We start from the raw sequence: 24611 nt of genomic DNA, 5'->3' as shown, positions 1-24611 counted from the left end.
CTTCCTGCTTTGTGTTCATGACAACACATCAAAGGTATGGACCTCCCTTCGGCGTCCGGCATACGGTCCTTCCCTGGGTAGGTCGGACGTGCCCGAACTCCACTGCACCGCAAGCCGATTCGGCCTGCTCGGGAGCTTCCGCAGGTCCGCCGGCCCGCCCGTACTCGGTCATGCCGTCCGCACCGACAATCGGAGGGAACCATGCGAGTCGTCAAGAACCTCAGGATCCTGGCCGGCGCTCCGCTCGCCGCCGCCGCACTGATCGCCCTGACCGCGGGTTCGGCCAGTGCCGCGATCCCGATCAACAAGCCGATGACCGGCAAGGCGACCTACTACAACGACGCCGGCTACGGCGCCTGCGGCACCCAGATCAACGCGTCCAACCAGATGCTGGTGGCGGTCTCGCACACCTGGTGGACTTCGGCGAATCCGAACAACGACCCGCTGTGCAAGGGCATCTCGGTCAAGGTGACCTATCAGGGCAAGACGGTCACCGTCCCGGTCCGGGACAAGTGTCCGTCCTGCGACTCCACGCACCTCGACCTGAGCCAGCCGGCCTTCGCCAGGTTCGCGCCGCTGGGCCAGGGCGTGATCAACGGGCTCACCTGGCAGTTCGTCAAGGCCGGTTTCGCCGGGGAGACGATCCCGCTGTCGGCGCCCATCGAGGGCTCGACGATCGGCGCGGGAGCGGGCGCTTCGCGCTGACCCGCCGCGGGCCGGACCGGTCGGCGCCCTGCCGGCCGGTCCGGGTGCGGGCGGCCGTCACTTCGCGGCGACGCTCCGCCGCGGCTGTCGAGGACGGCCAGGGCCACCTCGACGGCGTCCACTGCGCAACGGTGGCGCCCGGCGTGCGCGGCCGGGGCGGGCGGGCCGAGGGCGCCCTGGAGGATCCGTGCGAGTGCCGCCCGCTCCGGGGCGGTGATCTCGGGTGTCGACATGGTGGTAACTATAGTTACCGAAATGCCGCGAGGTAACCAGAGTTGTCGACCGGGCCGGCGTCGGAGGCTCTGACAGTGTGCAGGGCGGGGTACGCGGATCCTGCCACCGTGTCGGTGGTCGCGGTGCACCGCCGCGGCATAGCGTCCGGGGAGACCACCGAGCGAAGGCAGGTTCCCGTGGACCGCTCCGGCGACGAATCCCCGGCCGTCAACGGCCGCGTCTCCTTCTGGTACGCGCAGACCGGACTGCCCGAGCCCCGGCCCGCGCTGCCGGGCGACGCCGACGCGGACGTGTGCATCGTCGGTGGCGGGTACACCGGGCTCTGGACCGCCTACTACCTCAAGAAGGCCGACCCCGGACTGCGGATCACCGTGCTGGAGCGCCGGTTCTGCGGTTACGGCGCCTCGGGGCGCAACGGCGGGTGGCTCTACAACGGGTTCGCCGGCCGGTCGGCCTTCGCCCGCCGGTACGGGGCCGGGCCGGCCGCCGCGATGCAGCGGGTGATGGACGAGGCGGTCGGCGAGGTGGCCGACACCGTCGCCGCCGAGCGCATCGAGGCGGACCTCGTCCGGGGCGGCGTCCTGGAGGTCGCCCGGACCCCGGCCCAGCTGGCCCGGTTGCAGGCCTTCGCGACGGCCGAGCGCTCCTTCGGTGCGGACCGCATCCGGCTGCTGACGGCGGCCGAGACCGGTGAGCGCATCCGGATCGCCGGCACCCTCGGCGGCACCTGGACGCCCTACGGCGCGCGCGTCCAGCCCGCCAAGCTGGCCCGCGGGCTCGCCGAGGTGGTGGCGGGTCTGGGCGTCCGCGTCCACGAGCGGACGCCGGTCACCGCCGTCGAGCCGGGCGGCGCCGGCCGCCGGGCCCGCGCCGTCACCCCGCACGGCACGGTCACCGCCGACCACGTGCTGCGCGCCACCGAGGGGTTCACCGCCGGGCTCCGGGGCGAGCGGCGGACCTGGCTGCCGATGAACTCCGCGATGATCGCCACCGAACCGCTGCCGGAGTCCTTCTGGGCCCGGACCGGCTGGGCCGGCCGCGAAGTCCTCGGCGACTTCGCCCATGCCTACATGTACGCGCAGCGCACCGCGGACGACCGGATCGCGCTCGGCGGGCGCGGCGTCCCCTACCGGTACGGCTCGCGCACCGACGCGGACGGGACCACCCAGCCGGCCACCGTCCGGCAGCTGCGCGAGATCCTCGACAGCTTCTTCCCGGCCGCCGCCGGTGCCCGGATCGACCACGCCTGGGCCGGGGTGCTCGGCGTCCCCCGCGACTGGTGCGCCACCGTGGACCTCGACCGCGCCTCCGGGCTCGGCTGGGCCGGCGGGTACGTGGGCAGCGGGGTCACCACCGCCAACCTGGCCGGCCGCACCCTGCGCGACCTCGTCCTCGGCCGTGACACCGAGCTCACCCGGCTGCCCTGGGTCGGCCACCGGGTGCGCCGCTGGGAGCCGGAGCCGCTGCGCTGGCTCGGTGTGCACGCCCTCTACGCCGCGTACCATGCCGCCGACCGCCAGGAGTCCACCGGCCGGGCCACCGGCTCACCGCTCGCCCGGCTGGCGGACGCCATCTCCGGACGGCACTGACCGAGGGGCGACCGAGCGGCCGTGCTCCCGGCGGCCGTTCGGGCGTGCCGCGGTGGCAGCGGCGGTCGCCACGACGCACGGTGGTCCCGGGGTCGAGGCGGCGGAGGGACGGCGCGGGTGCGCAGGTGGCGAGTGGGACTGGTGGGGCTGGCCGTGTCACTGGGGCTCGGTGCGCCGACGGCCTCGGCCCTGCCGGTGCGGCCGGGCTGGGCGGTCGTGGTGGTGGATCAGGGATCGCGCAGCGTGCTCCTGCTGCAGAGCGCCGAGGAGCTGATGGCCTATCGGGGACCTGGCCGGCTGCCGGTGGTGTGGTCCTGGAGCGCGGACCGCGCGGCGGACCTCGCCGATCTCACCCCGGCGCACAGCTGGTCGATGCCGGACGAGGCGAAGAGCCGGGTGCGCGGCGGCCGCCGCTACCTGCTGACCACCGCCAGCGGCGGGCTGGTGGCGGTGGTCGACACCGCGACCGGCGGCACCTACTGGGCCGCCGACACCGGCGGCGCCAACCCGCACAGCGTGGAGCTGCTGCCGGACGGCAACGTCGCCGTCGCGGCCAGCGCGGGCGGGTGGGTCCGGCTCTACGCCGCCTCGCGGGGGCCGCGCAGCGCCGTCCACGCGGTGTACCCGCTCAAGGGCGCGCACGGCGTCCAGTGGGACGGGCGCACCCGGCTGCTCTGGGCGGTGGGGGACGACGAACTCACCGCGCTCCGGGTGGGCGGCACACCGGCCGCGCCGGTGCTCACGGCCGCCCGGAGCATCCCGCTGCCGGAGCCGGGCGGGCACGACCTCGCGCCGGTGCTCGCCGCGCCGGGCCGGTTCTGGGTGAGCACCGCCGGGCACCTGTGGCAGTTCGACCCGGCCGGCGGACGCTTCACCCGGGTGCGGTTCGCCGACGAGGCCGCGGAGCGTGACATCAAGAGCGTCGGCGACGAACCCGGCACCGGGCGGCTGCTCACCGCCGCCCCCGACCATGCGGGGGCCTGCTCCTGGTGCACCTCCGTCCTGGCACTCCACGGTCCGGACGGTGCCCGGACCCTGCGCGGTACGCAGTTGTACAAGGCGCGCTGGTGGGCCAGTTGGAGCGGGTGACGGTCGCTCAGGGTGACGGCCCGGGGTGGCATTCGGCTGATGCGGCAGATTTTATGCCCCGGCAAACTACTCCAATGGTGGGCAGTTTCCCCTGCGGCCGCCCAAACCTCGTATGCGGTGCCCAGCCTGGGATAGCGTCCAGTGCACCGGGGGGTACCTCGCTTGCGTGTGTGCCGCACCGGTCCGTTCGAACGCATCCGACGAATGCCTCAGCTAATTCGGGAGAAACTCATGGGTAATAGCATTTCGGAAATCCGGCCGGTCGCCGTGGACGAGCTGCGGCTCGCCGTGGACTCCCTCGCGGCCTTCCCGGCCCGGGGCGGGGCCGGCGGCTCCGACGTCCCCGAGCGCCTGGCGGCGGTCGCCGACCTCTGCCGGGCCGTCGACGGGGTGCTGGACAGCCTGGTCGTCCAGGCTGCCGCCGAGGCCGCCGAGGAGGGGTGGACAGCGGCCCGGATGGCGTCCGAACACGCTGTTTACTACGCCCGGTTGCGGCGGGCGCTGCTGCCCGCCGGAGCGGGCGGCCAGGGCGATGCCGGGCTGAAGAAGCCGTGAGCGCGCCGCACTCCAACGCGCACGTCCTGACCTGCCCCACCCGGTGGAGCGACGTGGACGAGAACGGGCACATCAACAACGCCCGGCTGGTCTCCTACGTCCAGGAGGGGATTTACGACCTCTTCTGCCACCACAAGGTCGCCGTCCGGGAATCCCTCTTTCCGTCCGGATTCCTGATCGCACGGCACGAGATCGATTACCTGGAACAGTTGCACCACCAGCCGGAGCCATTGCTGGTACGGCTGACCGTGGAGCGGCTGGGCCGGAGTTCCGCGCATGTGGTGGTGAATGTCTGCCGCGATCCGCTCACCTATATGCGGGCGCGCACGGTGGTGGTCGCCCGGGACCGCGAATCGGGCCGTTCCCGTAAACTCAGCCAGTCCGAGCGCCGATTTCTCTCGGCGTTCGTCCCGGGCGAGGCGGTCGAGGCGACGGCCTCGGCGCCGTCACAGCGGGTGCCGGTGTCGGCATCGCGCAGCCCGCTGCCCGGCTCGGCGCTCCGCGCCCGCCGACGCTGTCGCGCCTCGGCGCGCTGACGGCGGCGATGCCGGCACCGATGACGCTGCCGGCATCCAGCACATCCAGCACATCCGGGGCGTCCGGGACCACGGACGCGTCCGGGACAGGGCCCACTGGGCCGTAGGACGAGCATGACCCGCAGCGCGGGCAGGACCGGTGGGCGAGGCCGCGGCGGCCGAGCCCGCGGGCACCGCCGGGCGCCCGGCCGGGCCGCGATCGTCGTGGCCGACGCGAGGGCGGCGGGTACGGGGGCGGCCGCGGCGAGGACGGCGGCGGTGGGGTGGGCAGCGGCGGCAATGGCGCCGCCGACTGCGGAGCACCCGGCCGGGACGCCGACCGGCTGCCGCGCTCCCGACACCCGGACGAGGCGGCGGCCGGAAGCGGCCGGGGGAGCCGCCCGGTGCTCACCCGGTGGGTCGTCCGGTGCTCACCCGGTGGGTCATCCCGTGGACCGGCCGGTGGGTCGCCCGCGCCGCTCAGCCGGTCGTGGCGCGGAACAGCTCCGCGCCGGCGCCCGTCAGGAGGACCGGGTCGCCGGTCGGCCGCAGGTAGGCCGATCCGCCCGGCCGCAGGTCGAGGGTGTGGCCCGCGGCGCTCCGCAGCCGGGCCCGCCCGGCCGTACAGAGCAGGATCTGCGGCGCGGTCAGGTCGATCCCGGTGGGGGCGGCGGTGGGCCGCAGCCGGGAGAGCCGGAACTCCTCGGCCGGTGACGGGAAGACCTCCTCGATCCCCCCACGGGCCGGTGCGCCGTTCGCGGGGGGCCCGGCGGCAGGGGAGGCGGTGAGCACGGGGGGCTCACCGGTCCGGAACGAGGTCACCGCCAGCAGCCCGTCCACGTCGATGTGCTTGGCGGTGAGGCCGCAGCGCAGCACGTTGTCCGAGTTGGCCATCAACTCGACGCCCAGACCGTGCAGATAGGCATGCGGCACCCCGGCGTCCAGCGCCAGGGCCTGGCCCGCCCCGAGCCGGACGTGGTTCAGCAGCAGCGCGGCGACCAGGCCCGGGTCACCGGGGTAGTCCCGGGCCGCCCGCGCGTAGGCGGCGCAGGCGGCGGCGTACGGTCCGCCGCCGGCGGCGACCCGCCGCAGTGCCGCGCCCACGGCGGCGAGCTCGGCCGGCCCGGGGCGGACGTCCTCCAGGACGTGCCGCAGCATCGCGGGCAGCACCTCCTCGGCCGGCCGGTGGCGCAGTGCGGTGACCCAGGGGGTGAGCAGCGGGACGGCCAGCGCGTCCAGCAGCCCGGCGGTGGCGGGCGCCGGTCGGAACCCGCAGAGTGCCTCGAAGTCGCCGAGGGCGCAGATCAGTTCGGGCTTGTGGCCGCGGTCCCGGAAGATCCGCCGCGGGGCGTCCCGGGGGATGCCGCGGGCCTCCTCGGCGGCGAAGCCGGCCTCGGCCTGCGCCCGGGTCGGGTGCACCTGGAGCGAGAGCGCCCGGTCGGCGGCCAGCACCTTGAACAGGAAGGGGAGTCGCGGCCCGAACCGCTTCACGGTGTCCGGCCCGAGCTCGCCGTCCGGGTCCTCGGCGATCAGCCGGTCGAGCGGGCGGGGGCCCGCGTCCGCGCCGTCGTCCCGCAGCGAGGGCGCGGACGGGTGGGCACCCATCCAGAGCTCGGCCTGCGGTTCGCCGGTGGGCGGGGCGCTGGTGAGCGCGGGGATGGCGGTGATGGACCCCCACGCGTAGCCGCGGACGGGGTTGAGGAGCGGGGCGAACGGGGGACGGGCGGGTGTGGGCATGCGGGGCCTCTCCTGAGGGGGCCGACGGGGCGGCTACAGCGGGCCCGGGGGTGCCTGACGCCCCGCCGGCGCCGGTCGGCAGAGCGCCGCCGCGCCGATCAGGCCCGCGTCGGTGCCGAGTTCGGCGCGGCGGACGTCGAGGCCCCGGACGTAGGGCAGCGCGGCGTACCGGTCGAGGTGGCGGGCGAGCGGGTCGAACAGCGGGGCGCCGGCGGCGGCGACCCCGCCGCCGATCACCACCCGGTCGAGGTCGACCAGGGCGGCGGTGGCGGCGATCCCGGCGGCCAGCGCCTGGGCGGCCCGGTCGAAGGAGGCGAGCGCGACCGGATCGCCGGCCAGCGCGTCGGCGGCGACGGCGCGCGCCGAGCGGTCCTCGCCCCCGTTCGACGGGCGCCAGCCCCGGGCCACGGCCCGCCGGGCGATCGCCGGACCGGAGGCGATCCCCTCCAGGCAGCCGCGCGAGCCGCAGGGGCAGGGGTCGCCGTCCAGGTCGACGCTGATGTGACCGAGGTGGCCGGCATTGCCGCTGGGGCCGGGCCGCACCGCGCCGTCCAGGACCAGCCCGGCGCCGACCCCGGTGGAGACCACCAGGCAGAGCGCGTTGGCGGCGTCGCGCGCGGCGCCGCGCCACTGCTCGGCGGCCGCCATCGCGACGCCGTCCCCGGCCAGCGCCACCGGGACGGCGGCCCCGGCCACGGCGGGGTGCGCGGCCACTTCGGCGACCAGCGGGAACGCCCGCCAGCCGGGGATGTTGACCGGGCTGACGGTGCCGTGCCGGAGGTCCACCGGCCCGGCGCTGCCGATGCCGACGGCGGTCACCGCGGCCCAGCCGGGCGCGGTGGCGAGCCGGTCGAGCACCTGGTGCACCACGGCCAGCACGGCCGCGCCGGACTGCGCAGCGGGAGTGGGCAGTTGGAGTCGGTGGGAGAGCTCCCCGCGTTCGTCGACGAGCGCCCCGGCGATCTTCGTCCCGCCGATGTCGAGGGCGGCGAACAGCGGGCGGACGGGCGGGGCGGCGGTCATCGCAGGGGCTCCAGAACCGGGGACGGGGCCCCCGCCCGGGCGGGCGGAGGCACAGGGGCAGGGTAAATCCGGCCCGGGCGGGCCCGCGGGACGCCCGGACGGACGGCGTCGGGCGGGCACCCGCCGGGCCGGACCGGGGCGTCAGCCCGCGGCGGCCGTCAGGCGCAGCGTGACCAGCTCGAACGGCCGCAGGGCCAGCTCGACGCCGTCGCCGCTCACCGTCACCGAGCCGCGGGTGCCGTCCCACGGCCGCTCCAGCAGGTCGCAGGGCACCGCCCCGGCCAGCGGGAACGAGGTCGTGAGCCGGCCCCGGGCGCGGCCGCCGTTGGCCTCGTAGACGCGGACGACCACGTCCCCGCTGCCGTCGTCGGCCAGCTTGACGGCGCTGACCACCAGGGCGTCCTCGTCCAGCTCCACCAGCGGCCGGACGGCGTCGGCGGTGCCGGTCACCCGCCGCTCGGGCAGGCTGATCAGGTAGCCCTCGCGGACGGCGTCGGCGATCCCGGCGCCCGGCACCAGGGCGTGCCGGAACCGGTGCAGGCCCTGGTCGGTCTGCGGGTCGGGGAAGCGCGGGGCGCGCAGCAGCGAGAACCGCACCGTGGTCGTGGTGCCGCCGTCCGCCGCGCGGACCGTGCGGGTGACGTCGTGGCCGTAGGTGGAGGCGGTGACCAGCGCGACGCCCCAGCCCGGCTCGTCCAGGTGGACGAAGCGGTGGTTGCAGGCCTCGAACTTGGCCGCCTCCCAGCTGGTGTTGGTGTGGGTGGGCCGGTAGAGGTGGCCGAACTGGGTCTCGGCGGCGTACCGCTCGGTGTGCACGTCCAGCGGGAAGGCCGCCTTGAGGAACTTCTCCGTCTCGTGCCAGTCCACCTCGGTGTCGATGTCCAGCCGCCGGGCGCCCGCGCGCAGGGTCAGCGTCTGGACCACCGTGGAGGAGCCGAAGGAGCGGGCCACCCGGACGGCGACCGCGTCCGGTGCGGCGAGCGACACGGTGAGCGCGTCCACCCCGGTCAGGTCGGTGACGGAGTTGCGGTAGAACTGGTCCACGTCCCAGGCGTCCCACATGTTCGGGAAGTCCGGGTGCAGCTGGAGCAGGTTGGCGCGCTCGCCGGGGGCCACCGTCTCGCGCCCGGTGGCGAGGTCCACCGCCGAGACGACCAGGCCCTCGGCGTCCACCGTGACGGACAGCAGGCCGTTCTCCAGCACGAACCCGCCGCCCGCCCGCGCGGTGACCGCGCAGCCGTCCGCGGGCGCCGCCGAGGCCGGCGCCGCGCCGCCGGCGGGCGCCGCCGAGCGGGTGTGCGGGGCGCCGTTGAACACCAGCTCGCGCCCGCCCGCCCGGTCCCCGGCCAGGGCCTGCTGGGCCCGCTCGATCAGCGCCTCCAGCTCCTCGCCGAGCGCCGCGTACGTTGCCTCGGCCTCCCGGTGGACCCAGGCGATCGACGAGCCGGGCAGGATGTCGTGGAACTGGTGCAGCAGCACCGTCTTCCAGATCCGGTCCAGCTCCTCGTACGGGTACGCCAGCCCGGTGCGCAGCGCGGCGGTGGCGCACCACAGCTCGGCCTCGCGCAGCAGGTTCTCGCTGCGGCGGTTGCCCTGCTTGGTCTTGGCCTGGCTGGTCAGGGTGGCCCGGTGCAGCTCCAGGTACAGCTCGCCCACCCAGACCGGCGGATTCGGGTACTCGGCCTCGGCCTTCTCGAAGAACTCGGCCGGCCGCTCCCAGCGGACCGTGGCCGAACCCTCCAGGTCCCGCAGCCGGGCCGCCTTGGCGATCATCTCGCGGGTGGTGCCGCCGCCGCCGTCGCCCCAGCCGGTCGGGGCGATCGAGTGCCGGGCCACGCCCTTGTCCTTGAAGTTCCGCGCGGCGTGCGCGATCTCCTTGCCCTTCATGGAGCAGTTGTAGGTGTCCACGGGCGGGAAATGGGTGAAGATCCGCGTTCCGTCGATGCCCTCCCAGAGGAAGGTGTGGTGCGGGAACTTGTTGACCTGGCTCCACGAGATCTTCTGGGTCAGCAGCCACTTGGAGCCCGCGTTGCGGATGATCTGCGGCAGCCCGCCGGTGAAGCCGAAGGTGTCCGGCAGCCACGCCTCCTGGTTCTCGACCCCGAACTCCTCCAGGAAGAACCGCTTGCCGTGGACGAACTGCCGCGCCATCGCCTCCGAACCGGGCATGTTGGTGTCGGACTCCACCCACATGCCGCCGGCCGGCACGAACCGGCCCTCGGCGACGGCCTTCTTGACCCGTGCGTAGACCTCGGGCCGGTGCTCCTTGATCCAGGCGTACTGCTGCGCCTGCGACATGGTGTAGACGAAGTCCGGCTCGTCCTCCAGCAGCGCCGTCATGTTGGCGGTGGTGCGGGCGACCTTGCGGACGGTCTCGCGCAGCGGCCAGAGCCAGGCCGAGTCGATGTGCGCGTGGCCGACCGCGCTGATCCGGTGCGCGGAGGGCACGGCCGGCGAGGCCAGCACGCCGGCCAGCTGCTCCCGGGCGGCGGCCGCGGTGCCGTTGACGTCCTGGAGGTCGATCGCGTCCAGGGACCGCTCGACGGCGCGCAGCACGTCCCAGCGGCGGGCGCCGTCGACCGGCAGCTCCTCCATCAGCTCGCCCAGCACCTCCAGGTCCATGACGAGCTGCCAGACCGTCTCGTCGAAGACCGCGAGGTCCATCCGGGCCAGCTTGTACTGCGGCCGGTCGCCGGCGGTGTCCTTGTCGCCGAGCTCGGTCGGCAGGAAGGGGTGGTAGTCGAGGATCACCGGGTTGGCGGCGGCCTCGACGTGCAGCAGCACCTGCTCGCCGCCGGCCGCGGGGGCGGCGATCCGCACCCACTGGTTCTGCGGGTTGAGGCCCTTCACCGGACTGCCGTCCGGGCGGTAGACCAGGCCCTCGCACTGGAAGCCGGGCATGTTGGCGTCGAAGCCGAGGTCGATCAGCGCCTCGACGGTCCGCCCGGCCCACGCCTCGGGCACGGTACCCGCGACGGTGATCCAGCTGGTGCTCCACGGGGCGCCCCAGGCGTCGCCGACGGCGATCGGGGTGCGCGGCGCGGCGAGGCCCTCGGCGACCGGGACGGGCTCGCCGGGCGCGGTCCAGACCGTGACCTCCAGCGGGACGGACTCCGGGTAGAGCGCCGGTCGGATGCGCTCCTCCAGGACGCGCTTGAGGCGGGACTCGACCAGGCTGCGGTCATCGTGCATGTCAGCAGGCTCCGTTGCGTGACTGAGGGGTGGTGACGGGGAGTCGGGGTGCGGCTTTCGCGAGGTCCGGGCGGTGGTTCGTCAGCGTACGTCGTCCGGGTGGACGACCTCGGTGATGCCCCGGGCGGCCAGGTGGGCGCGGTCCTCGGCGCGCTCGGCGAGCACCGCGGTCGGCCGGGCGCCGGCCTCGGCGAGGCGCATGAACGCCTCGAAGACGGTGCCGCCCGGGCCGCAGACCGAGCGCTTGGGCGAGGTGACGTCGTCGCCGGTGGCGACCACCACGGCGGTGGTGCGCGGCCGGGGCGGCCGCCGGTCGGTGCGCAGGTCCGCGACGGCGGCGGCGAGCCGGGCGCCGGCCGGTTTGACCCGGCGGTCGGTGGTGAGCAGGCCGAGGCTGTACTCCAGCTCGGGGAAGTCGGCCAGCGAGCGGTCGACGTCGTGCGAGCACCACCAGGTGACGCCCCAGAGGTCCGGGCAGTCCAGCACGGCCGCCACCGTGTCGCCGGTGAACCGGGCGGCGTCCTCGGCGGTGATGTGCGGGGCCGGCGCGCCGACCTCCTGCAGCCAGACCGGGCGGTGCGGGTCGTCCGCCCAGGCCTTGGAGAGCTCGACCAGGTAGGCGGCGTGCTGGGCGGTGGCGGTGGAGTGCGCCCCGTAGCGCTGGGCGGTGCCGTTGAACACCCAGGAGTGCACGGCGGTGGCGGCGCCGAGCCGGGCCGAGTGCCAGGGGGTGAACGGGTGCTCGTCCAGGTACCAGGCGGCGTCGTAGGAGGCGTGCAGGTGGAGCCGGCCGGGCGCGCCCTGCTCGCAGGCGGCGAGCATCCGGCGCAGCCAGGCGTCGACCTGCCCGGGGGTGGCCCGGTCCGGGTCGGGGTGCGGGTCGCCGGAGAACTGGTTGACCTCGTTGCCGACCGTCATGCCGAGGAAGTTGGGCCGCTCGTGCAGGGCCGCGGCCAGGGTGTGCAGGTAGGCGGCCTGGCCGTCGATCACGTCCGGGTCGGTGAAGAGGTTGCGGCGGTGCCAGGTCTGCGTCCACGAGGGCTGGAAGTCGAAGCTCGACAGGTGGCCCTGGAGGCCGTCCACCGCGACGTCCAGGCCGCGCTCGCCGGCCGCGTCCACCAGCTCGGTCAGCTGCTCGACGGCGCGCGGGCGGATCAGCGTCCGGTTCGGCTGGAAGACGGGCCAGAGCGGGAAGACCCGGACGTGGTCCAGGCCGAGCGCGGCGATCGAGTCGAGGTCGGCGCGGACGGCGTCGAGGTCGAAGTCGAGCCAGTGGTGGAACCAGCCGGCGCTGGGCGTGTAGTTGACGCCGAAGCGCGGGGCGGCGGGGGCCTGGGTGCGGTTCCCGGCCCGGTCCTGGGCGCGGTCCTGCGGGCGGTCCTGCGGGCGGTCCTGAGCGGCGGTCATGCGCGGTGGGCTTCCTCGGTGGGTGCGGCCGTCGCGGGTACGGCGACGGGTCGGGCGGATGGCGCGGCTACCCCTTGACGGCCCCCTCCTCGACGCCCTTGAAGAAGAAGCGCTGGCAGACGCCGAACACCACGACGATCGGCAGGAAGGCGATCATGGTGCCGGCCGCGATCAGCCGGGGGTTGGCGCTGAACGTGCCGTTGAGGTACTGGAGTCCGACGGTGAGCGTGTACTTCTGCGGGTCGTTGAGCACGATCAGCGGCCAGAGGAAGTCGTCCCAGGCGCCGATGAAGGTGAAGATGACGATCACGCTGAGCATGCCGCGCACGTTCGGCAGGCCGATGTGCCACAGGCGCTGCCAGACGGAGGCGCCGTCCACCAGGGCGGCCTGGTCGAGTTCGGGCGGGACGGCCGCGAAGGCCGTCCGCATCAGCAGCACGTTGAGCATGGCGATCGCGCCGGGCAGGGCGACGCCGGTCAGCGAGTCGGCCAGGCCGAGGCTGCGGACCGTCACGTACTGGGAGACGATGGTGACCTCGCCGGGCAGGACCAGCGTGGCGAGGAAGAGGCCGAAGACCAGCCGGGCGCCGCGGAAGCGCAGTTTGGCCAGGGCGTAGCCGGCCAGGGTGGTGCCGACCACGTTGCCGAAGATCGCGATCGCGGCCACGACCAGCGAGTTGGCCGCGTACGTCCAGACCGGGATGGTGTCGGCGACCTTGCCGTAGTTGGCGAAGGTGAGGTCTTGCGGGAAGAAGCTCGGGTGCTTGGTGTAGACATCCTCGCCCGGCCCCTTGAGCGAGGTGGAGAGCTGCCAGAGGAACGGGCCGATCACCAGCAGCAGGACGACCAGCAGGAGCAGGTAGCGCAGCGCGGTCTGGGCGGGGGAGGGGGAGTTGAAGCTCCGGGCGCGCCGGGCGGCGGCGGGGCGGTCCGCGGGCTCGCGGGGAGCGGGGACCGGCGCCGTGGCGGGTGCCTGGGCGGGCCCGGTGGGGGTGGCGGGTCGGGTCACGGGGTCAGTCCGCCTTCCGGTTCAGGCGCGTCAGGAGCAGCATCGGGCCGAGGGTGATGACGAACAGCAGCAGGCTGAGCGCCGAGGCGTAGCCCAGGTGGCCGGTGAAGCCGCGGCTGTACATCTGGATCAGCATCACCACCGACATGTCCCGGCCGCCGGGGCCGCCGGTGCCGTTGGAGAGCACGTACAGCTCGGAGAAGACGCGCAGTGAGGAGACCGAGATCAGGACCGAGATCAGCATCATGGTGGGGCGCACCCCGGGCAGGGTGACGTGCCAGAACCGGCGGAAGGCGCTCGCGCCGTCGACCGCGGCGGCCTCGTGCAGCTCACGGCCGACGTTGGCCAGCGCCGACAGGTAGATCACCATGTAGTAGCCGAGGCCCTTCCAGGTGGTCAGGGCGATCGAGCTGAGCAGCAGCAGCCAGCGGTCGGTGAGGAACGCGACCGGGGAGTCGGCCAGCCCGGTCTGCTGGAGCAGGCCGTTGACCAGCCCGCGGTCGTCGAGCACCCAGCCCCAGATCAGCGCCACCACGACGGCGGAGGCGATCACCGGGGTGTAGAAGGCGGTGCGGAAGAAGGTGATGCCGGGCAGCTTGCGCTGCACCAGCAGGGCGAGCAGCAGCGGCAGGACGGTCAGCAGCGGGAGGCAGATCAGCAGGTAGACGATGCTGTTGAGCAGGGCGTCGGCCAACTGCTCGTCGCTGAAGATGCGTTCGTAGTTGGCGAGGCCGGTGAACCGGCCGCCGCCCAGCGGCTTGGCGTTGGTGAACGAGAGGATCACCGTGTTGACCGTCGGCCAGAGGTTGAAGACGACCAGCCAGATGATCGCGGGCCCGGCGAGCAGCCAGGGGGTGAACCAACGCCGGTGGGTCATACCGATGCCTTCCTGGGGCGGGGAGGGTGGGTCCCCGGGGGTGGTGCGGTGCGGGCCGGGGCCGTCGGGCCGGGGAGTCGCGGCGGGGGCTGCGGCCGGGGTGTTGCGGCCGGGTCCCGGCGGGCCGGGGGCGGTGCCGGCGGCCGGTGCGGGCGGTGCGGGCGGTCGGGGGTGGCGGTGCGGGCGGTCGGGGGTGGCCGGTCGGTGCGGGTGGCCCCGGCGGGCGGCGGCTCCTGGGGGAGGACGCCGCCGCGCCACCGGTCCGGAATACTGCCGGGGGCTCGTCCGGGGGTCGGATCAGCCCTTGAGCAGCTGGTTGCAGCGCTCGACGGCGGTGTCCAGGGCCTGCTTCGAGGTCGCGTCGCCGCTGATCGCCAGGGCGATCTGCTGCTTGATGACGGTGCCCATCGCATCGTCGACCTCGACCGGCTGGAGGATCTTCGCCTTGGCCAGCGAGGTGAACGCGACGACCTTGGCGTCACCGGCGTTGGTGCCGTCGCTCTTGCTGAAGAAGGGGTCGCCGGCGGATGCCTTGGTGGACGGGAAGATGCTGGTCAGGTGGGCGAACTTGGCCTGGTTCTCGGCGCTGGTGACCCAGCGGGCGAGGGCCACCGCGGCGGCCGGGTTCTTGCTGTTCCTCGGGACGGACAGGCCCTGGACGTAGAGCGGCGGCGTGCCCGTCGCGGGGGAGGAGACGATCTTCGGGGCGAGGGTCGGGTTGTCGGTCGCGACGCTGGTGATGAAGTTGGCGCCGCCGGTGGTCCAGCCCGCGGTGCCGGCGTTGAAGAGCTTGGAGTTGCCGGCGTAGGTGTCGGTCAGGACGTCCTTGGGCAGCAGGCCCTCCTTGAACGCCGCGCGGTACTTGTCGAGCAGCGCGGCGGCCTCGGGGGTGTTGAAGGTGAAGGACTTGCCGTCGTCCGACATCACCTTGACGCCGGCGTTGACCAGGTCGCCGAGGCCGGGCTTGCGGCTCATCAGGTAGGTCGAGCCGTCCGACTTCTCCTTGAACACCCGGGCCTGGGCGATCAGTTCGTCCAGGGTGCCGGGAAGGGCCCTGGGATCGAGGCCGTTCTTCGTCAGCAGCTCGGAATTCCAGTAGTTCACATCGGTGTTGAGGTACCAGGGGTAGCCGTAGGTGCCGTCCATGCCGCGGAAGCGGTAGGCGTCGACGCCGCCCGCGACGTACTCGTCGGCGAGCTTCGGGTCGGCCTTGGCGATGTCCAGCAGCTGGTTCTGCCTGGCCAGCGGGAGGGCGAAGTCCGGCGGGAGGTTCACCACGTCGGGGAGGCCGCCGGCCGCGGCCTGGCTGAGCACCTTGTCCGAGTAGCCGTCGCCGGGCTGGTCGAGCCAGTCGACCTCGACGCCCGGGTACTTCTGCTTGAAGCCGTCGATCACGCTCTGCATGTAATCGGTGAACTTCGGCTTGAGTGCCCAGGTCTGGAGCGAGACCTTGCCCTTGACGTCACCGGTGGCGGCCGCACTCGCCGCGGTGTCGTCGCTCTTGGTGTCGGAGCCGAGTCCGCAGCCGGTGAGCGTGGCGGTGGTGACCGCCGCCATCGTCAGTGCCGCCCAGATTCTTCGCATGAGGGTCTCCCGGTCCAGGGGGTGGGTGGGGGATTGTGCTGACGTACAGAACCTGACTTACTAAACCGGTCTAGCTGTTGCAGGGACTATGCTCCCGCCTAAACTTGGATGTCAAGAGAGGAGTCGGATTCTGTGGGCAGACCGACCATCGCCGACATCGCGCGCCAGGCCGGGGTCTCGAAGGGCGCGGTGTCCTTCGCGCTCAACGGGCGCCCCGGGGTGAGCGAGGCGACCAGGGCCCGGATCCTCCGGGTCGCCGAGGAGATGAACTGGCGGCCGCACAGCGCCGCCCGCGCCCTGGGCGGCGCCCGGGCCGACGCGGTCGGGCTGGTGATCGCCCGCCCCGCCCGCACCATCGGGGTCGAGCCGTTCTTCAGCCAACTGCTCTCCGGCCTCCAGGCGGTGCTCTCCGCCCACGCGGTCGCGCTGCACCTGATGGTGGTCGAGGACACCGCCGCCGAGATCGGCGTCTACCGGCGCTGGGCCTCCGAGCACCGGGTCGACGGCTTCATCGTGGTCGACCTCCAGGTGCGCGACCCGCGGCTGGAGGCGCTGGAGGAACTCGCCCTGCCCGCCGTGGTGCTGGGCGGCCCCGGCAAGGGCGGCGGGCCGCTGCGGATCTGGGCCGACGACCGGGAGGCGATGCTCTCGATCGTCGACTACCTGGCCGCGATCGGGCACCGCCGGATCGCCCACCTGGCCGGCCTCCCGCACTTCCAGCACACCCAGCGCCGGATCCGCGCCCTGCGCGACGCCTCCCGGCGGCTGGACCTGGAGGAGGCGGTCTCGGTGCCGACCGACTTCAGCGACGCCGAGGGCGCGGCCGCCACCCGGGCCCTGCTCTCCCGGCCCCGGCGGCCCACCGCGATCGTCTACGACAGCGACGTCATGGCGGTGGCCGGTCTGGGGGTGGCCGGCGAGATGGGAGTGGCGGTGCCCGGGGAGCTGTCGATCGTCTCCTTCGACGACTCGGTGCTCGCCCGGATCGTCCACCCGCCGCTGACCGCCCTCAGCCGGGACACCTTCGCGCTCGGCGAGCAGGTCGCGAGCAGCCTGCTCGCGGTGATCGACGGGACCGGCCCCGGCCGGGACCTGCAGATGCCCACGCCGCGCCTCACGGTCCGCGAGTCCACCTCACCGCCGACCCCCGAGTCACCCTCAGGGGTGGCTGTTGCCGGGGCCGTTGACAGTCGGTCTGAACCGGTTTAGCCTCGCAGCGCCGAGCCGGTCCGCTCGGCGCGCCACGGTGGCGGGGAGCCGGGCGGCTCCCGGGCCGGGCCGTCGCGGCCGGGGCGGCGGGGGCGTCGTGCCCGTGCTGCCCCGTGCGCCCCCTGGGCGGGAGCCGGTGCGCGGCCGTTCTGCCTTCCTCGTACCGCCGTTCCCCGTTCCGCCTGCCTCGCACCGTCGGCCCCTCGGCCGTCCGGCACCGAGTGGGCCGGGGCCGGCCGGGCGGGGACTCCCCGCGATCGGCGCCACCGCACCCGCACCACCACGCCCACCCGCACCACCGCACGTACCTCGCACATGCACCCGGACCGCCCCTCGCGGGCGGCACCGCCCCCACCCTCCTCCGCTCGATCGGAGCCACCGCATGTCACGACGTCTCCCCCTCCTGCTGAGCGCCGCCCTCGGGGCCGCCGTCCTCGGCACCGCGCCCACCGCCCACGCGGATCCCGCTCCGGCACCGGCCACCCCGGCCGCCGCCGCGGCCGCCGGCACCCAGCCCTACGCCTCCTACTGGTACCCGAACACCATCCTGAACTGGGACCCGGCCACCGACCCGGACGCCCGCTTCAACCGGTCCCGCGTCCCGCTCCGGCCACGCACCAGCGACCCGGCGCTCAAGGCCAACCCCAACGCCCGGGCCGGCGAGGGCAAGGTGGCCTCGCTGGTCTCCTTCGGCCCGACCTCCAACAACCCCTCCCAGGGCTCGGCCGACCCGAACTACTACGCCTTCGGCTACTGGCAGTACGTCGACAAGCTGGTTTTCTGGGGCGGCTCGGCCGGAGAGGGCCTGATCCTCGCCCCCAACCCGACCGTCATCGACGCCGCGCACCGCAACGGCGTCAAGGTCTACGGCACCGTCTTCTTCCCGCCCGCCGCCTACGGCGGCCAGCTCCAGTGGGTCCGCGACTTCGTCCAGAAGTCCGGCTCCCGCTACCCGGTCGCGGACAAGCTCACCCAGGCCGCCCAGTACTACGGCTTCGACGGCTGGTTCATCAACCAGGAGACCGGCGGCGGGGATTCGGCGCTGGCCGGCGAGGTGCGCAACCTCATGCAGTACACCAAGGCGCAGACCGGCACCGAGTACATGTGGTACGACGCGATGACCGAGTCCGGCTCGGTGTCCTGGCAGAACGCGCTGACCTCCGCCAACGACTCCTTCCTCCAGGACGGCGCCAAGCGGACCTCCGACTCGATGTTCCTGAACTTCAACTGGAGCTCCGGCGGGCTGGATTCGTCCCGCTCGCTGGCCCGCGGCCTCGGCCGCGACGAGTACGACCTCTACTCCGGGATCGACACCGAGTCCAACGGCTACAACACCGGCGTCGACTGGAACGCGCTCTTCCCGGCCGGCAAGGCGCACACCACCTCGCTCGGGCTCTACCGGCCCGAGTGGACGTGGAAGTCCGCCACCGACCGCGCCGACTTCTACGCCAAGGACTCCCGCTACTGGGTCGGCGCCAACAACGACCCGTCGAACACCGCCACTTCGTCGAGCTGGAAGGGCCTGTCGACCTACATAGCCGAGTCCTCTCCGATCACCGCGAAGCCCTTCGTCACCAACTTCTCCACCGGTCAGGGCGACTTCTACAACGCCGGTGGCGGCCGGGTCGCCACCGGCGGCTGGAACAACCTCTCGCTCCAGGACGTCCCGCCGACCTACCGCTGGCTGGTCGGTTCCAGCGGCACCAAGCTGACCCCGTCCGTCGACTTCACCGACGCCTACGAGGGCGGCTCCTCGCTGCGGCTCAGCGGCAAGCTGGACGCCACCAACACCGTGCGCCTCTACCAGAGCAGACTGCCGGTCGCGGCGGACAGCAAGCTCTCGCTGGTGCTCAAGACCCCGGCCGCCGGGGCCACCGGGCTGAAGGCCGCGATCTCCTTCACCGACGCACCCGGCACCTTCACCACCGTCGACGTCGGCGCGAACTCCGGTACCGGGTGGGAGCGGCACACCCTCGACCTCTCCGCCTACGCCGGCCGCACCATCGCCCAGATCGGCCTCCAGGTCGAAGGATCGAACCCGGCCTACGACCTGAGGGTCGGTCAGCTCGCCGTCTACGACGGTGTGGTCGACGCGCCGGCCGCGCCGAGCGGCCTCACCGTGCTCGGCGCCAGTGACGTGGTGGCCGGCTCCAGCCAGTCGCTGCGGCTCTCCTGGACGGCCTCGGCGAGCGGCTCGGTGCACCACTACGAGCTGTACCGGCGCAACGCCGACGGCAGCCGCAGCTACCTCGGCGCGACGCCGTCCGACGCCTACTTCGTCAACAAGCTGGAGCGGGCCGGGACGGAGAGCGGCACCACCGTCGAGGTGGAGGCGGTCTCCACCGAGTACGGCCGCTCCGCCGCCGCCACCACCACCGTCTCCTGGACGGGCACCCCGCCGGTCGGCGGCAACCTGGCACTGAACCGCCCGGCCACCGCCTCCGGCCAGTGCAACGGCAACGAGACCCCGGCCAAGGCCGTCAACGGCACCGTGAACGGCGGCAACGGCGACAAGTGGTGCACCACCACGTCGGCCAAGTGGCTGGAGGTGGACCTCGGTTCGGCCAAGCCGCTGAGCAGGTTCGTGGTGAAGCACGCCTCGGCCGGGGGTGAGAGCGCGGCGTACAACACCCGGGACTTCACCATCCAGGTGCGCGACTCCACCGCCGACGCGTGGACCACCGTCGCCACCGTCACCGGCAACACCGCCGGGACCACCACCCACCCGGTGAGCACCACGGCCCGCTACGTCCGGCTCTCGGTGACCAAGCCGACCCAGGGCACCGACCCCGCCGCCCGGATCTACGAGTTCGAGGCCTGGGGCGCGTAGGGCTCCTCCGGTGATTCCCGTCGCGCGCTGATGCGACGGGAATCACCGGACACGTCCCGGCCCCGGTTCCCGACCCGCTCCGTCTCCCGAAAGGACCCACCCCGTGCCGGTCACCATCACCGCCGTCGAGAGCACGGACCTCTTCACCGGCCCCGAGGACGCGCCGCGCCAGCTGCTGCGCGTGACCCTCGACGGCCCGCCCGCCCGGATCACCGTCACCGGCCCGGGCGTACGCGGCGAGGAGGCCGGCACGGGGCTGGTCGAAGTCCCCCTGGAGATCACCGGCGCCGAGCCCGGGGCCCGGATCCCGGTCCTGGTGACCGCGGCGACGGACGGCGTCACCGCGACCGTCGAGGCCGTCGTCGAGGCGGCCGAACCCGGCTGGACGATGTACCTGGTCTCGCACTTCCACTACGACCCGGTCTGGTGGAACACCCAGGCCGCCTACACCTCGCCCTGGGAGCTGCTCTCCGCCGACGCGACCACCCGGCCGCTCTGGGAGCGCAACGGCTTCGCGCTCGTCGACGCGCACCTGGACCTCGCGCTGCGTGACCCGGTCTACAGGTTCGTACTCGCCGAAGTCGACTACCTGAAGCCCTACTTCGACCAGCACCCGGAACGCCGCGCGGCGCTGCGGCTGCTGCTGGAGCGCGGTCAGGTGGAACTGGTCGGCGGCACCTACAACGAGCCCAACACCAACCTCACCGGTGCCGAGACCACCATCCGCAACATCGTCTACGGCATCGGCTACCAGCGCGACATCCTCGGCGGCGACCCGCGGACCGCCTGGCAGCTGGACGTGTTCGGCCACGACCCGCAGTTCCCCGGTCACCTCGCGGCCGCCGGGCTCACCGGCAGCGCCTGGGCCCGCGGCCCGTTCCACCAGTGGGGCCCGATCCAGAAGAACTTCCGCGAGGCCAAGGACGACGCCCGGGTGATGCAGTTCCCGAGCGAGTTCGAGTGGATCGCGCCCTCCGGCGACGGCGTGCTCACCCACTACATGCCGCACCACTACTCGGCCGGCTGGTGGATGGACTCCTCCGCCGACCTCGCCACCGCCGAGCAGGCCGTCTACGAGCTGTACCGCAAGCTCAAGCCGGTCGGCGCGACGAAGAACCTGCTGCTGCCCGTCGGCACCGACTACACCCCGCCGAACAAGTGGGTCACCGAGATCCACCGCTCCTGGGCGCGCAAGTACCTCTGGCCGCGGTTCGTCTGCGCCACCCCGCGCGACTTCCTGGACGCCGTCCGCGCCGAGCTGGCCGCCACCGGCCGCCGGCCCAGCCCGCAGACCCGGGACATGAACCCGGTCTACACCGGCAAGGACGTCTCCTACATCGACACCAAGCAGGCCCAGCGGGCCGCCGAGGTCGCCGCCGTCGACGCCGAGAAGCTCGCCACCCTGGCCACCGTGCAGGGGCTGGGCCGCTACCCGGGGGCCGCGCTGGACAAGGTCTGGCGCCACCTCGCCTACGGCGCCCACCACGACGCGATCACCGGCTCGGAGTCCGACCAGGTCTACCTCGACCTGCTCGGCGGCTGGCGCGAGGCGTACGACCTGGCCGCCGACGTCCGGGACCGGTCGCTGGACGCGCTCACCGGCCGGATCGACACCGCCGGCATCGGTTCGGCCGTCGTCGTCACCAACACCCTCTCCTTCGACCGCACCGACCTGGTCGCCGTCCGGCTGCCGCGGGGTCGCTCCCGGGCCGTCCTCGTCCTGGACGACACCGGCGCCGTGGTACCCAGCGCCGTGGACCGGGGCACCCTGCGCTTCCTGGCCGCCGGGGTGCCCGCCCTGGGCTGGCGCACCTGGCGGCTGGTCCCCTCCGCCGACGGGGTCGAGGACACCGCCTGGTCGCGCGCCGAGGGCCACACCGTCGCCAACGCCCGCTACCGGGTGACCGCCGACCCGGCCCGGGGCGGCGGACTGACGTCCATTCAGGATCTTTTGCACGAGAGGGAGTTAATTCGGAACGGCCGGATCGGCAACGAGCTGCGGGTGTACGAGGAGTACCCGCAGCACCCCGACTTCGGCGAGGGCCCGTGGCACCTCGTCCCCAAGGGGCCCGTCCTCGGCTCCGGCGGGCAGCCGGCGAGCGTGCGCCGCGAGACCGGCCCGCTCGGTGAGCGGCTGGTGATCGCCGGCACCGTGGACGGCGTCCGGTACGAGCAGACCGTGACGCTCTGGCGGGGCGTCGACCGGGTCGACTGCCGGACCAGGGTGGTCGACTTCTCCGGCGCCGACCGCCTGCTGCGGCTGCGCTTCCCGGTCGACCTGCCCGGCGCGCTGCCGGTCAGCGAGGTCGCCGACGCGGTGGTCGGGCGCGGTTTCGCGCTGCCCGACGTGGACTCCGCCGAGGCGCCCTGGACCCTGGACAATCCGGCCAACACCTGGTTCGGCCTGGGCTCCACCGCCCGGGTCGCCCTCACCGACCCGGCCGGCGCGCCGCTCGGCGAACGCGCCCTCGGCGTCGCCGAGGTGATCACTCCCGACCTCGACTCCGCCGCCGACGCCCGCGACCTGGTGGTCGCGCTCGCCCGGATCGGCGTCACCGCCACGACCTCCGGCGCCGACTGGGCCCGCTACGGCTGGCTGGACGTCGACTCCAACCTGCCGGACTTCCGGATCGTCCTCGGAGGTCCGGAGGCCAATGCCGCCGCCCGGGAGCTGATCGAGCGGGCCGGCGAGGAGTACGCCACCGTGCTCAAGGCGCACGGCGCCGTCTGGGTCCCCGCGCTGGCTCCGCTGGCCGAGGTCTGGCAGCCCGGCGCCGACCTGCGCGACCTGCGGGCGCTGCCCGCCCTGGTGGTGACCGACCCGGCCGCGCTGGTCCACGACCTCGCCGACGCCCGGATCACCGCCGTCTGCCCCGGAGCGCTCCACCCGGCGGAGCGGCTCACCGATCACAGCGTCGGACTGCTGAGCTTCGGCCTGCCCGGTTTCGCGGTCGACGCCACCGGCGCGCTGCACCTCTCGCTGATGCGCTCCTGCACCGGCTGGCCCTCCGGCGTCTGGATCGACCCGCCCCGGCGCACCCTGCCCGACGGCGCGTCCTTCCAGCTCCAGCACTGGACGCATGAGTTCAGCTACGCGCTGGTCGGCGGCGCGGGGGACTGGCGGGCCCAGGCGCTGCCCGCCCAGGGGCAGGAGTTCAACCACCCGCTGTACGCCCGGATCGCCCCCGCGCGGAAGGGGCCGCTGCCCGCCACCCTCTCCTGGCTGCGGGTCGAACCCGCCCGGGAGGTGCTGCTGGGCACCCTCAAGCCGACCGGCAACCCGATCGCGCACGGCTCGGCGGCCGCCCCGGGCGACGGCCGACTCACCGTCCGGCTGGTCGAGTCCACCGGCCTGGGCCGCACCGCCACCCTCGGCGGCGCCCTCGGGCTGACCGACCCGCACCGCGCCGACCTGCTGGAACGGCCGCTGGACTCCGTCGACGGGGCCCTGGAGCTCGCCGGTTCGCAGATCGCCACCGTGCTGGCCCGGCCGAGCGTGGCCGCCGACCCGGCCGGCCCGGTGCTCGGCGCGGTCGCCGAGGCCGCCCAGCCGGTCCACGCCCGCTACTGGCTGCACAACCGGGGCCCGGCGCCGCTCGGTTACCTCCCGGTGTCGGTCGGCGTCTCGCCCGGCCTGCTGCGGACGGCCGGGCCGGGTGAGCCGGTCGAGCTCTCCGTCGCCCTCTCCTCCCAGCTGCGGGACGCCGCGGTGGAGGGCGCCGCGCTGATCCTGCCCCCCGAGGGCTGGACGGCGAGCCTCGGCGCCCGCCCCTACCGCCTGGAGCCGGGCGGACACCTGCGCTTCCCGGTCACGCTCACCCCGCCGGCGGCGGTCGAACCCGGGTTGTACTTCGCCGCCGTCCGGATCACGCACGAGGACCAGCGGATCGAGGACGTCGTCACCCTCGCCGTCGGGGAGCTCCCCGGCCTGCTGCCCGCCCCCGGGGAGACGCCCGAGGACTGGACCGCCGCCCAGGGCACCGAGTCCATGGACGGCCGCGACAGCGGTCTCACCGTGACGGTGGCCGAGGAGCGGCTGCGGCTGACTCCCGGCGGCCGGGCCACCCTCGCCGTCCGGCTCGCCAACCGGACCCGCGGCGAGATCCGGGGCGAACTCCAGCTGGTCTCACCTTGGGGGACGTGGGAGGCGGTCGGCGCCCCCGTCCGCGGCTTCACCCTCGCCGCCGGCGCCACCGAGACCGCCGCCTTCGAGCTCGCGGCTCCCGAGGACGCCGAGCCGGGTGCCTCCTGGGCGCTGGCCAAGGTGATGTGGTTCGGCCGCTGCCAGTACTCCCCGGCCGTCGCCCTGGTGGTGGAGCCGTGACCGCCGGGGCCCCGGTGGCCGGCGCCCTCGGTCTGCTCGACGGCCGCCCGCTGCCGCGCACCGAACTCGACCGCCGCCTCGCCGCCCTGCGGTCTGGCCCGCGCTCCGCCGCCCTGCCGCGGCCCGGCAGCTCCGAGGACCGCCAACTCGCCCGCTGGGTTGCCCAGGTGGTGCTGACGGAGGAGCTGTGCTCCACCGTGTGCACCGAGCGCGGGCTGCCGCTCGGCACCGGCACCCCCGCCCGGCTCGACCAGCAGGCCGCCGTCGAACTCGGCTCGATCACGGCCGCCGCGTACGAGGGCAGCGCGGCCGTCCGGGCGGTCTTCGAGGCCGTCACGGCGGACGTCCGGCCCCGGGCGGACGAGGTGGCCCACTACCGGGCGATGACCGCCGACCGCCCCGTTCCCGCCCTCTGGCGGCTCGGCTTCCCCGACGGCGGCGGCTGCGAGGCCGACCCGGCGACCCTCCCGCTCGCCCTCGCCGACGCCCTCCGCGCCGCCGGGCCGGGCGCCTGGGTCACGGCGGGCGGGTGGACGGCGGCCCTGCTCGCCGTCCACCCGCCGGGGGAGGCGGGCGGCGACCCGGCCCCCGCCGTCCGGGCCGCCGCCCGCCGCGCCGCCTTCGTCCGCTGGCTCGACCGCACCCGCGCCGCCCGGCTCACCCTGCTGCCCGGCCTCGAACACCCCGGCGATCCGGCCCAGCCCGACAACCACCACCGGCACTGACGCGGGA

At 74.2% G+C, this 24611-nt stretch carries 16 protein-coding genes; 9 read left to right on the top strand and 7 right to left on the bottom strand.

All coding sequences use genetic code 11. From position 1 onward, the window contains the following. Positions 1 to 201 precede the first annotated feature (201 nt). From OG618_RS07170 to OG618_RS07150, 5 genes are all read left to right on the top strand, one after another. Positions 202 to 705 (top strand): cysteine/serine endopeptidase inhibitor, encoded by a 504-nt coding sequence (locus OG618_RS07170; RefSeq protein WP_329486399.1) that lies wholly within the window; start codon positions 202 to 204, stop codon positions 703 to 705. A 410-nt stretch (positions 706 to 1115) separates the two neighbouring features. Beyond that, complete coding sequence (locus tag OG618_RS07165) at positions 1116 to 2528, top strand: NAD(P)/FAD-dependent oxidoreductase (protein ID WP_329486398.1); 1413 nt, start codon at positions 1116 to 1118, stop codon at positions 2526 to 2528. A gap of 153 nt (positions 2529 to 2681) precedes the next feature. Continuing rightward, positions 2682 to 3617: a DUF6528 family protein gene (locus tag OG618_RS07160; RefSeq protein WP_329486397.1), complete on the top strand. Its 936-nt coding sequence runs from the start codon at positions 2682 to 2684 to the stop codon at positions 3615 to 3617. Between the two features lie 231 nt (positions 3618 to 3848). Next, positions 3849 to 4172, top strand: coding sequence for a hypothetical protein (locus OG618_RS07155; RefSeq protein ID WP_329486396.1), 324 nt, complete (start codon positions 3849 to 3851; stop codon positions 4170 to 4172). Next, entirely contained in the window at positions 4169 to 4708 is a 540-nt protein-coding gene (locus OG618_RS07150) for an acyl-CoA thioesterase (RefSeq protein WP_329486395.1), read from the top strand. The genes OG618_RS07155 and OG618_RS07150 overlap by 4 nt, the downstream gene beginning before the upstream one ends. A gap of 459 nt (positions 4709 to 5167) precedes the next feature. Here OG618_RS07150 and manA read toward each other — a convergent pair whose 3' ends face one another. From manA to OG618_RS07115, 7 genes are all read right to left on the bottom strand, one after another. Further along, positions 5168 to 6424 (bottom strand): mannose-6-phosphate isomerase, class I, encoded by a 1257-nt coding sequence (gene manA, locus OG618_RS07145; protein WP_329486394.1) that lies wholly within the window; start codon positions 6422 to 6424, stop codon positions 5168 to 5170. A gap of 33 nt (positions 6425 to 6457) precedes the next feature. After that, positions 6458 to 7447, bottom strand: coding sequence for an ROK family protein (locus OG618_RS07140; RefSeq protein ID WP_329486393.1), 990 nt, complete (start codon positions 7445 to 7447; stop codon positions 6458 to 6460). Positions 7448 to 7588: 141 nt separating this feature from the next. Then, the gene (locus OG618_RS07135; protein ID WP_329486392.1) at positions 7589 to 10639 is read right to left on the bottom strand and encodes an alpha-mannosidase; all 3051 of its coding nucleotides are present in this window, start codon (positions 10637 to 10639) and stop codon (positions 7589 to 7591) included. Between the two features lie 81 nt (positions 10640 to 10720). Next, complete coding sequence (locus OG618_RS07130) at positions 10721 to 12046, bottom strand: glycoside hydrolase 5 family protein (protein ID WP_329486391.1); 1326 nt, start codon at positions 12044 to 12046, stop codon at positions 10721 to 10723. Between the two features lie 67 nt (positions 12047 to 12113). Then, a complete protein-coding gene (locus OG618_RS07125) occupies positions 12114 to 13055 on the bottom strand; it encodes a carbohydrate ABC transporter permease (RefSeq protein WP_329486390.1) in 942 nt (313 codons plus the stop codon). Between the two features lie 4 nt (positions 13056 to 13059). Beyond that, entirely contained in the window at positions 13060 to 13932 is an 873-nt protein-coding gene (locus OG618_RS07120; protein ID WP_329486389.1) for a carbohydrate ABC transporter permease, read from the bottom strand. A 297-nt stretch (positions 13933 to 14229) separates the two neighbouring features. After that, positions 14230 to 15516 (bottom strand): ABC transporter substrate-binding protein, encoded by a 1287-nt coding sequence (locus OG618_RS07115; RefSeq protein ID WP_329486388.1) that lies wholly within the window; start codon positions 15514 to 15516, stop codon positions 14230 to 14232. Positions 15517 to 15648: 132 nt separating this feature from the next. Between OG618_RS07115 and OG618_RS07110 the strand changes: the two genes are divergently transcribed. From OG618_RS07110 to OG618_RS07095, 4 genes are all read left to right on the top strand, one after another. Further along, positions 15649 to 16725, top strand: a complete 1077-nt coding sequence (locus tag OG618_RS07110; RefSeq protein ID WP_329486387.1) for a LacI family DNA-binding transcriptional regulator — start codon at positions 15649 to 15651, stop codon at positions 16723 to 16725. Positions 16726 to 17107: 382 nt separating this feature from the next. Beyond that, a complete protein-coding gene (locus OG618_RS07105; RefSeq protein WP_329486386.1) occupies positions 17108 to 19555 on the top strand; it encodes an endo-beta-N-acetylglucosaminidase in 2448 nt (815 codons plus the stop codon). Positions 19556 to 19658: 103 nt separating this feature from the next. Continuing rightward, the gene (locus tag OG618_RS07100; protein WP_329486385.1) at positions 19659 to 23879 is read left to right on the top strand and encodes an NEW3 domain-containing protein; all 4221 of its coding nucleotides are present in this window, start codon (positions 19659 to 19661) and stop codon (positions 23877 to 23879) included. Next, positions 23876 to 24604 (top strand): DUF7158 domain-containing protein, encoded by a 729-nt coding sequence (locus tag OG618_RS07095; RefSeq protein WP_329486384.1) that lies wholly within the window; start codon positions 23876 to 23878, stop codon positions 24602 to 24604. Before OG618_RS07100 ends, OG618_RS07095 begins: the two co-directional genes overlap by 4 nt. Positions 24605 to 24611 lie beyond the last annotated feature (7 nt).

Origin of the sequence: Kitasatospora sp. NBC_01246 (genome assembly GCF_036226505.1) — a bacterium.
Taxonomy (GTDB): Bacteria; Actinomycetota; Actinomycetes; order Streptomycetales; family Streptomycetaceae; genus Kitasatospora.
This window is presented reverse-complemented; position numbering and strand designations above follow the sequence as displayed.

Coding starts and splice junctions, on each gene's coding strand:
- OG618_RS07130 (WP_329486391.1), bottom strand. CDS start 12,046: ATGACCGCCGCTCAGGACCGCCCGCAGGACCGCCCGCAGGACCGCGCC.
- OG618_RS07155 (WP_329486396.1), top strand. CDS start 3,849: ATGGGTAATAGCATTTCGGAAATCCGGCCGGTCGCCGTGGACGAGCTG.
- OG618_RS07115 (WP_329486388.1), bottom strand. CDS start 15,516: ATGCGAAGAATCTGGGCGGCACTGACGATGGCGGCGGTCACCACCGCC.
- OG618_RS07135 (WP_329486392.1), bottom strand. CDS start 10,639: ATGCACGATGACCGCAGCCTGGTCGAGTCCCGCCTCAAGCGCGTCCTG.
- OG618_RS07170 (WP_329486399.1), top strand. CDS start 202: ATGCGAGTCGTCAAGAACCTCAGGATCCTGGCCGGCGCTCCGCTCGCC.
- OG618_RS07105 (WP_329486386.1), top strand. CDS start 17,108: ATGTCACGACGTCTCCCCCTCCTGCTGAGCGCCGCCCTCGGGGCCGCC.
- OG618_RS07120 (WP_329486389.1), bottom strand. CDS start 13,932: ATGACCCACCGGCGTTGGTTCACCCCCTGGCTGCTCGCCGGGCCCGCG.
- manA (WP_329486394.1), bottom strand. CDS start 6,424: ATGCCCACACCCGCCCGTCCCCCGTTCGCCCCGCTCCTCAACCCCGTC.
- OG618_RS07140 (WP_329486393.1), bottom strand. CDS start 7,447: ATGACCGCCGCCCCGCCCGTCCGCCCGCTGTTCGCCGCCCTCGACATC.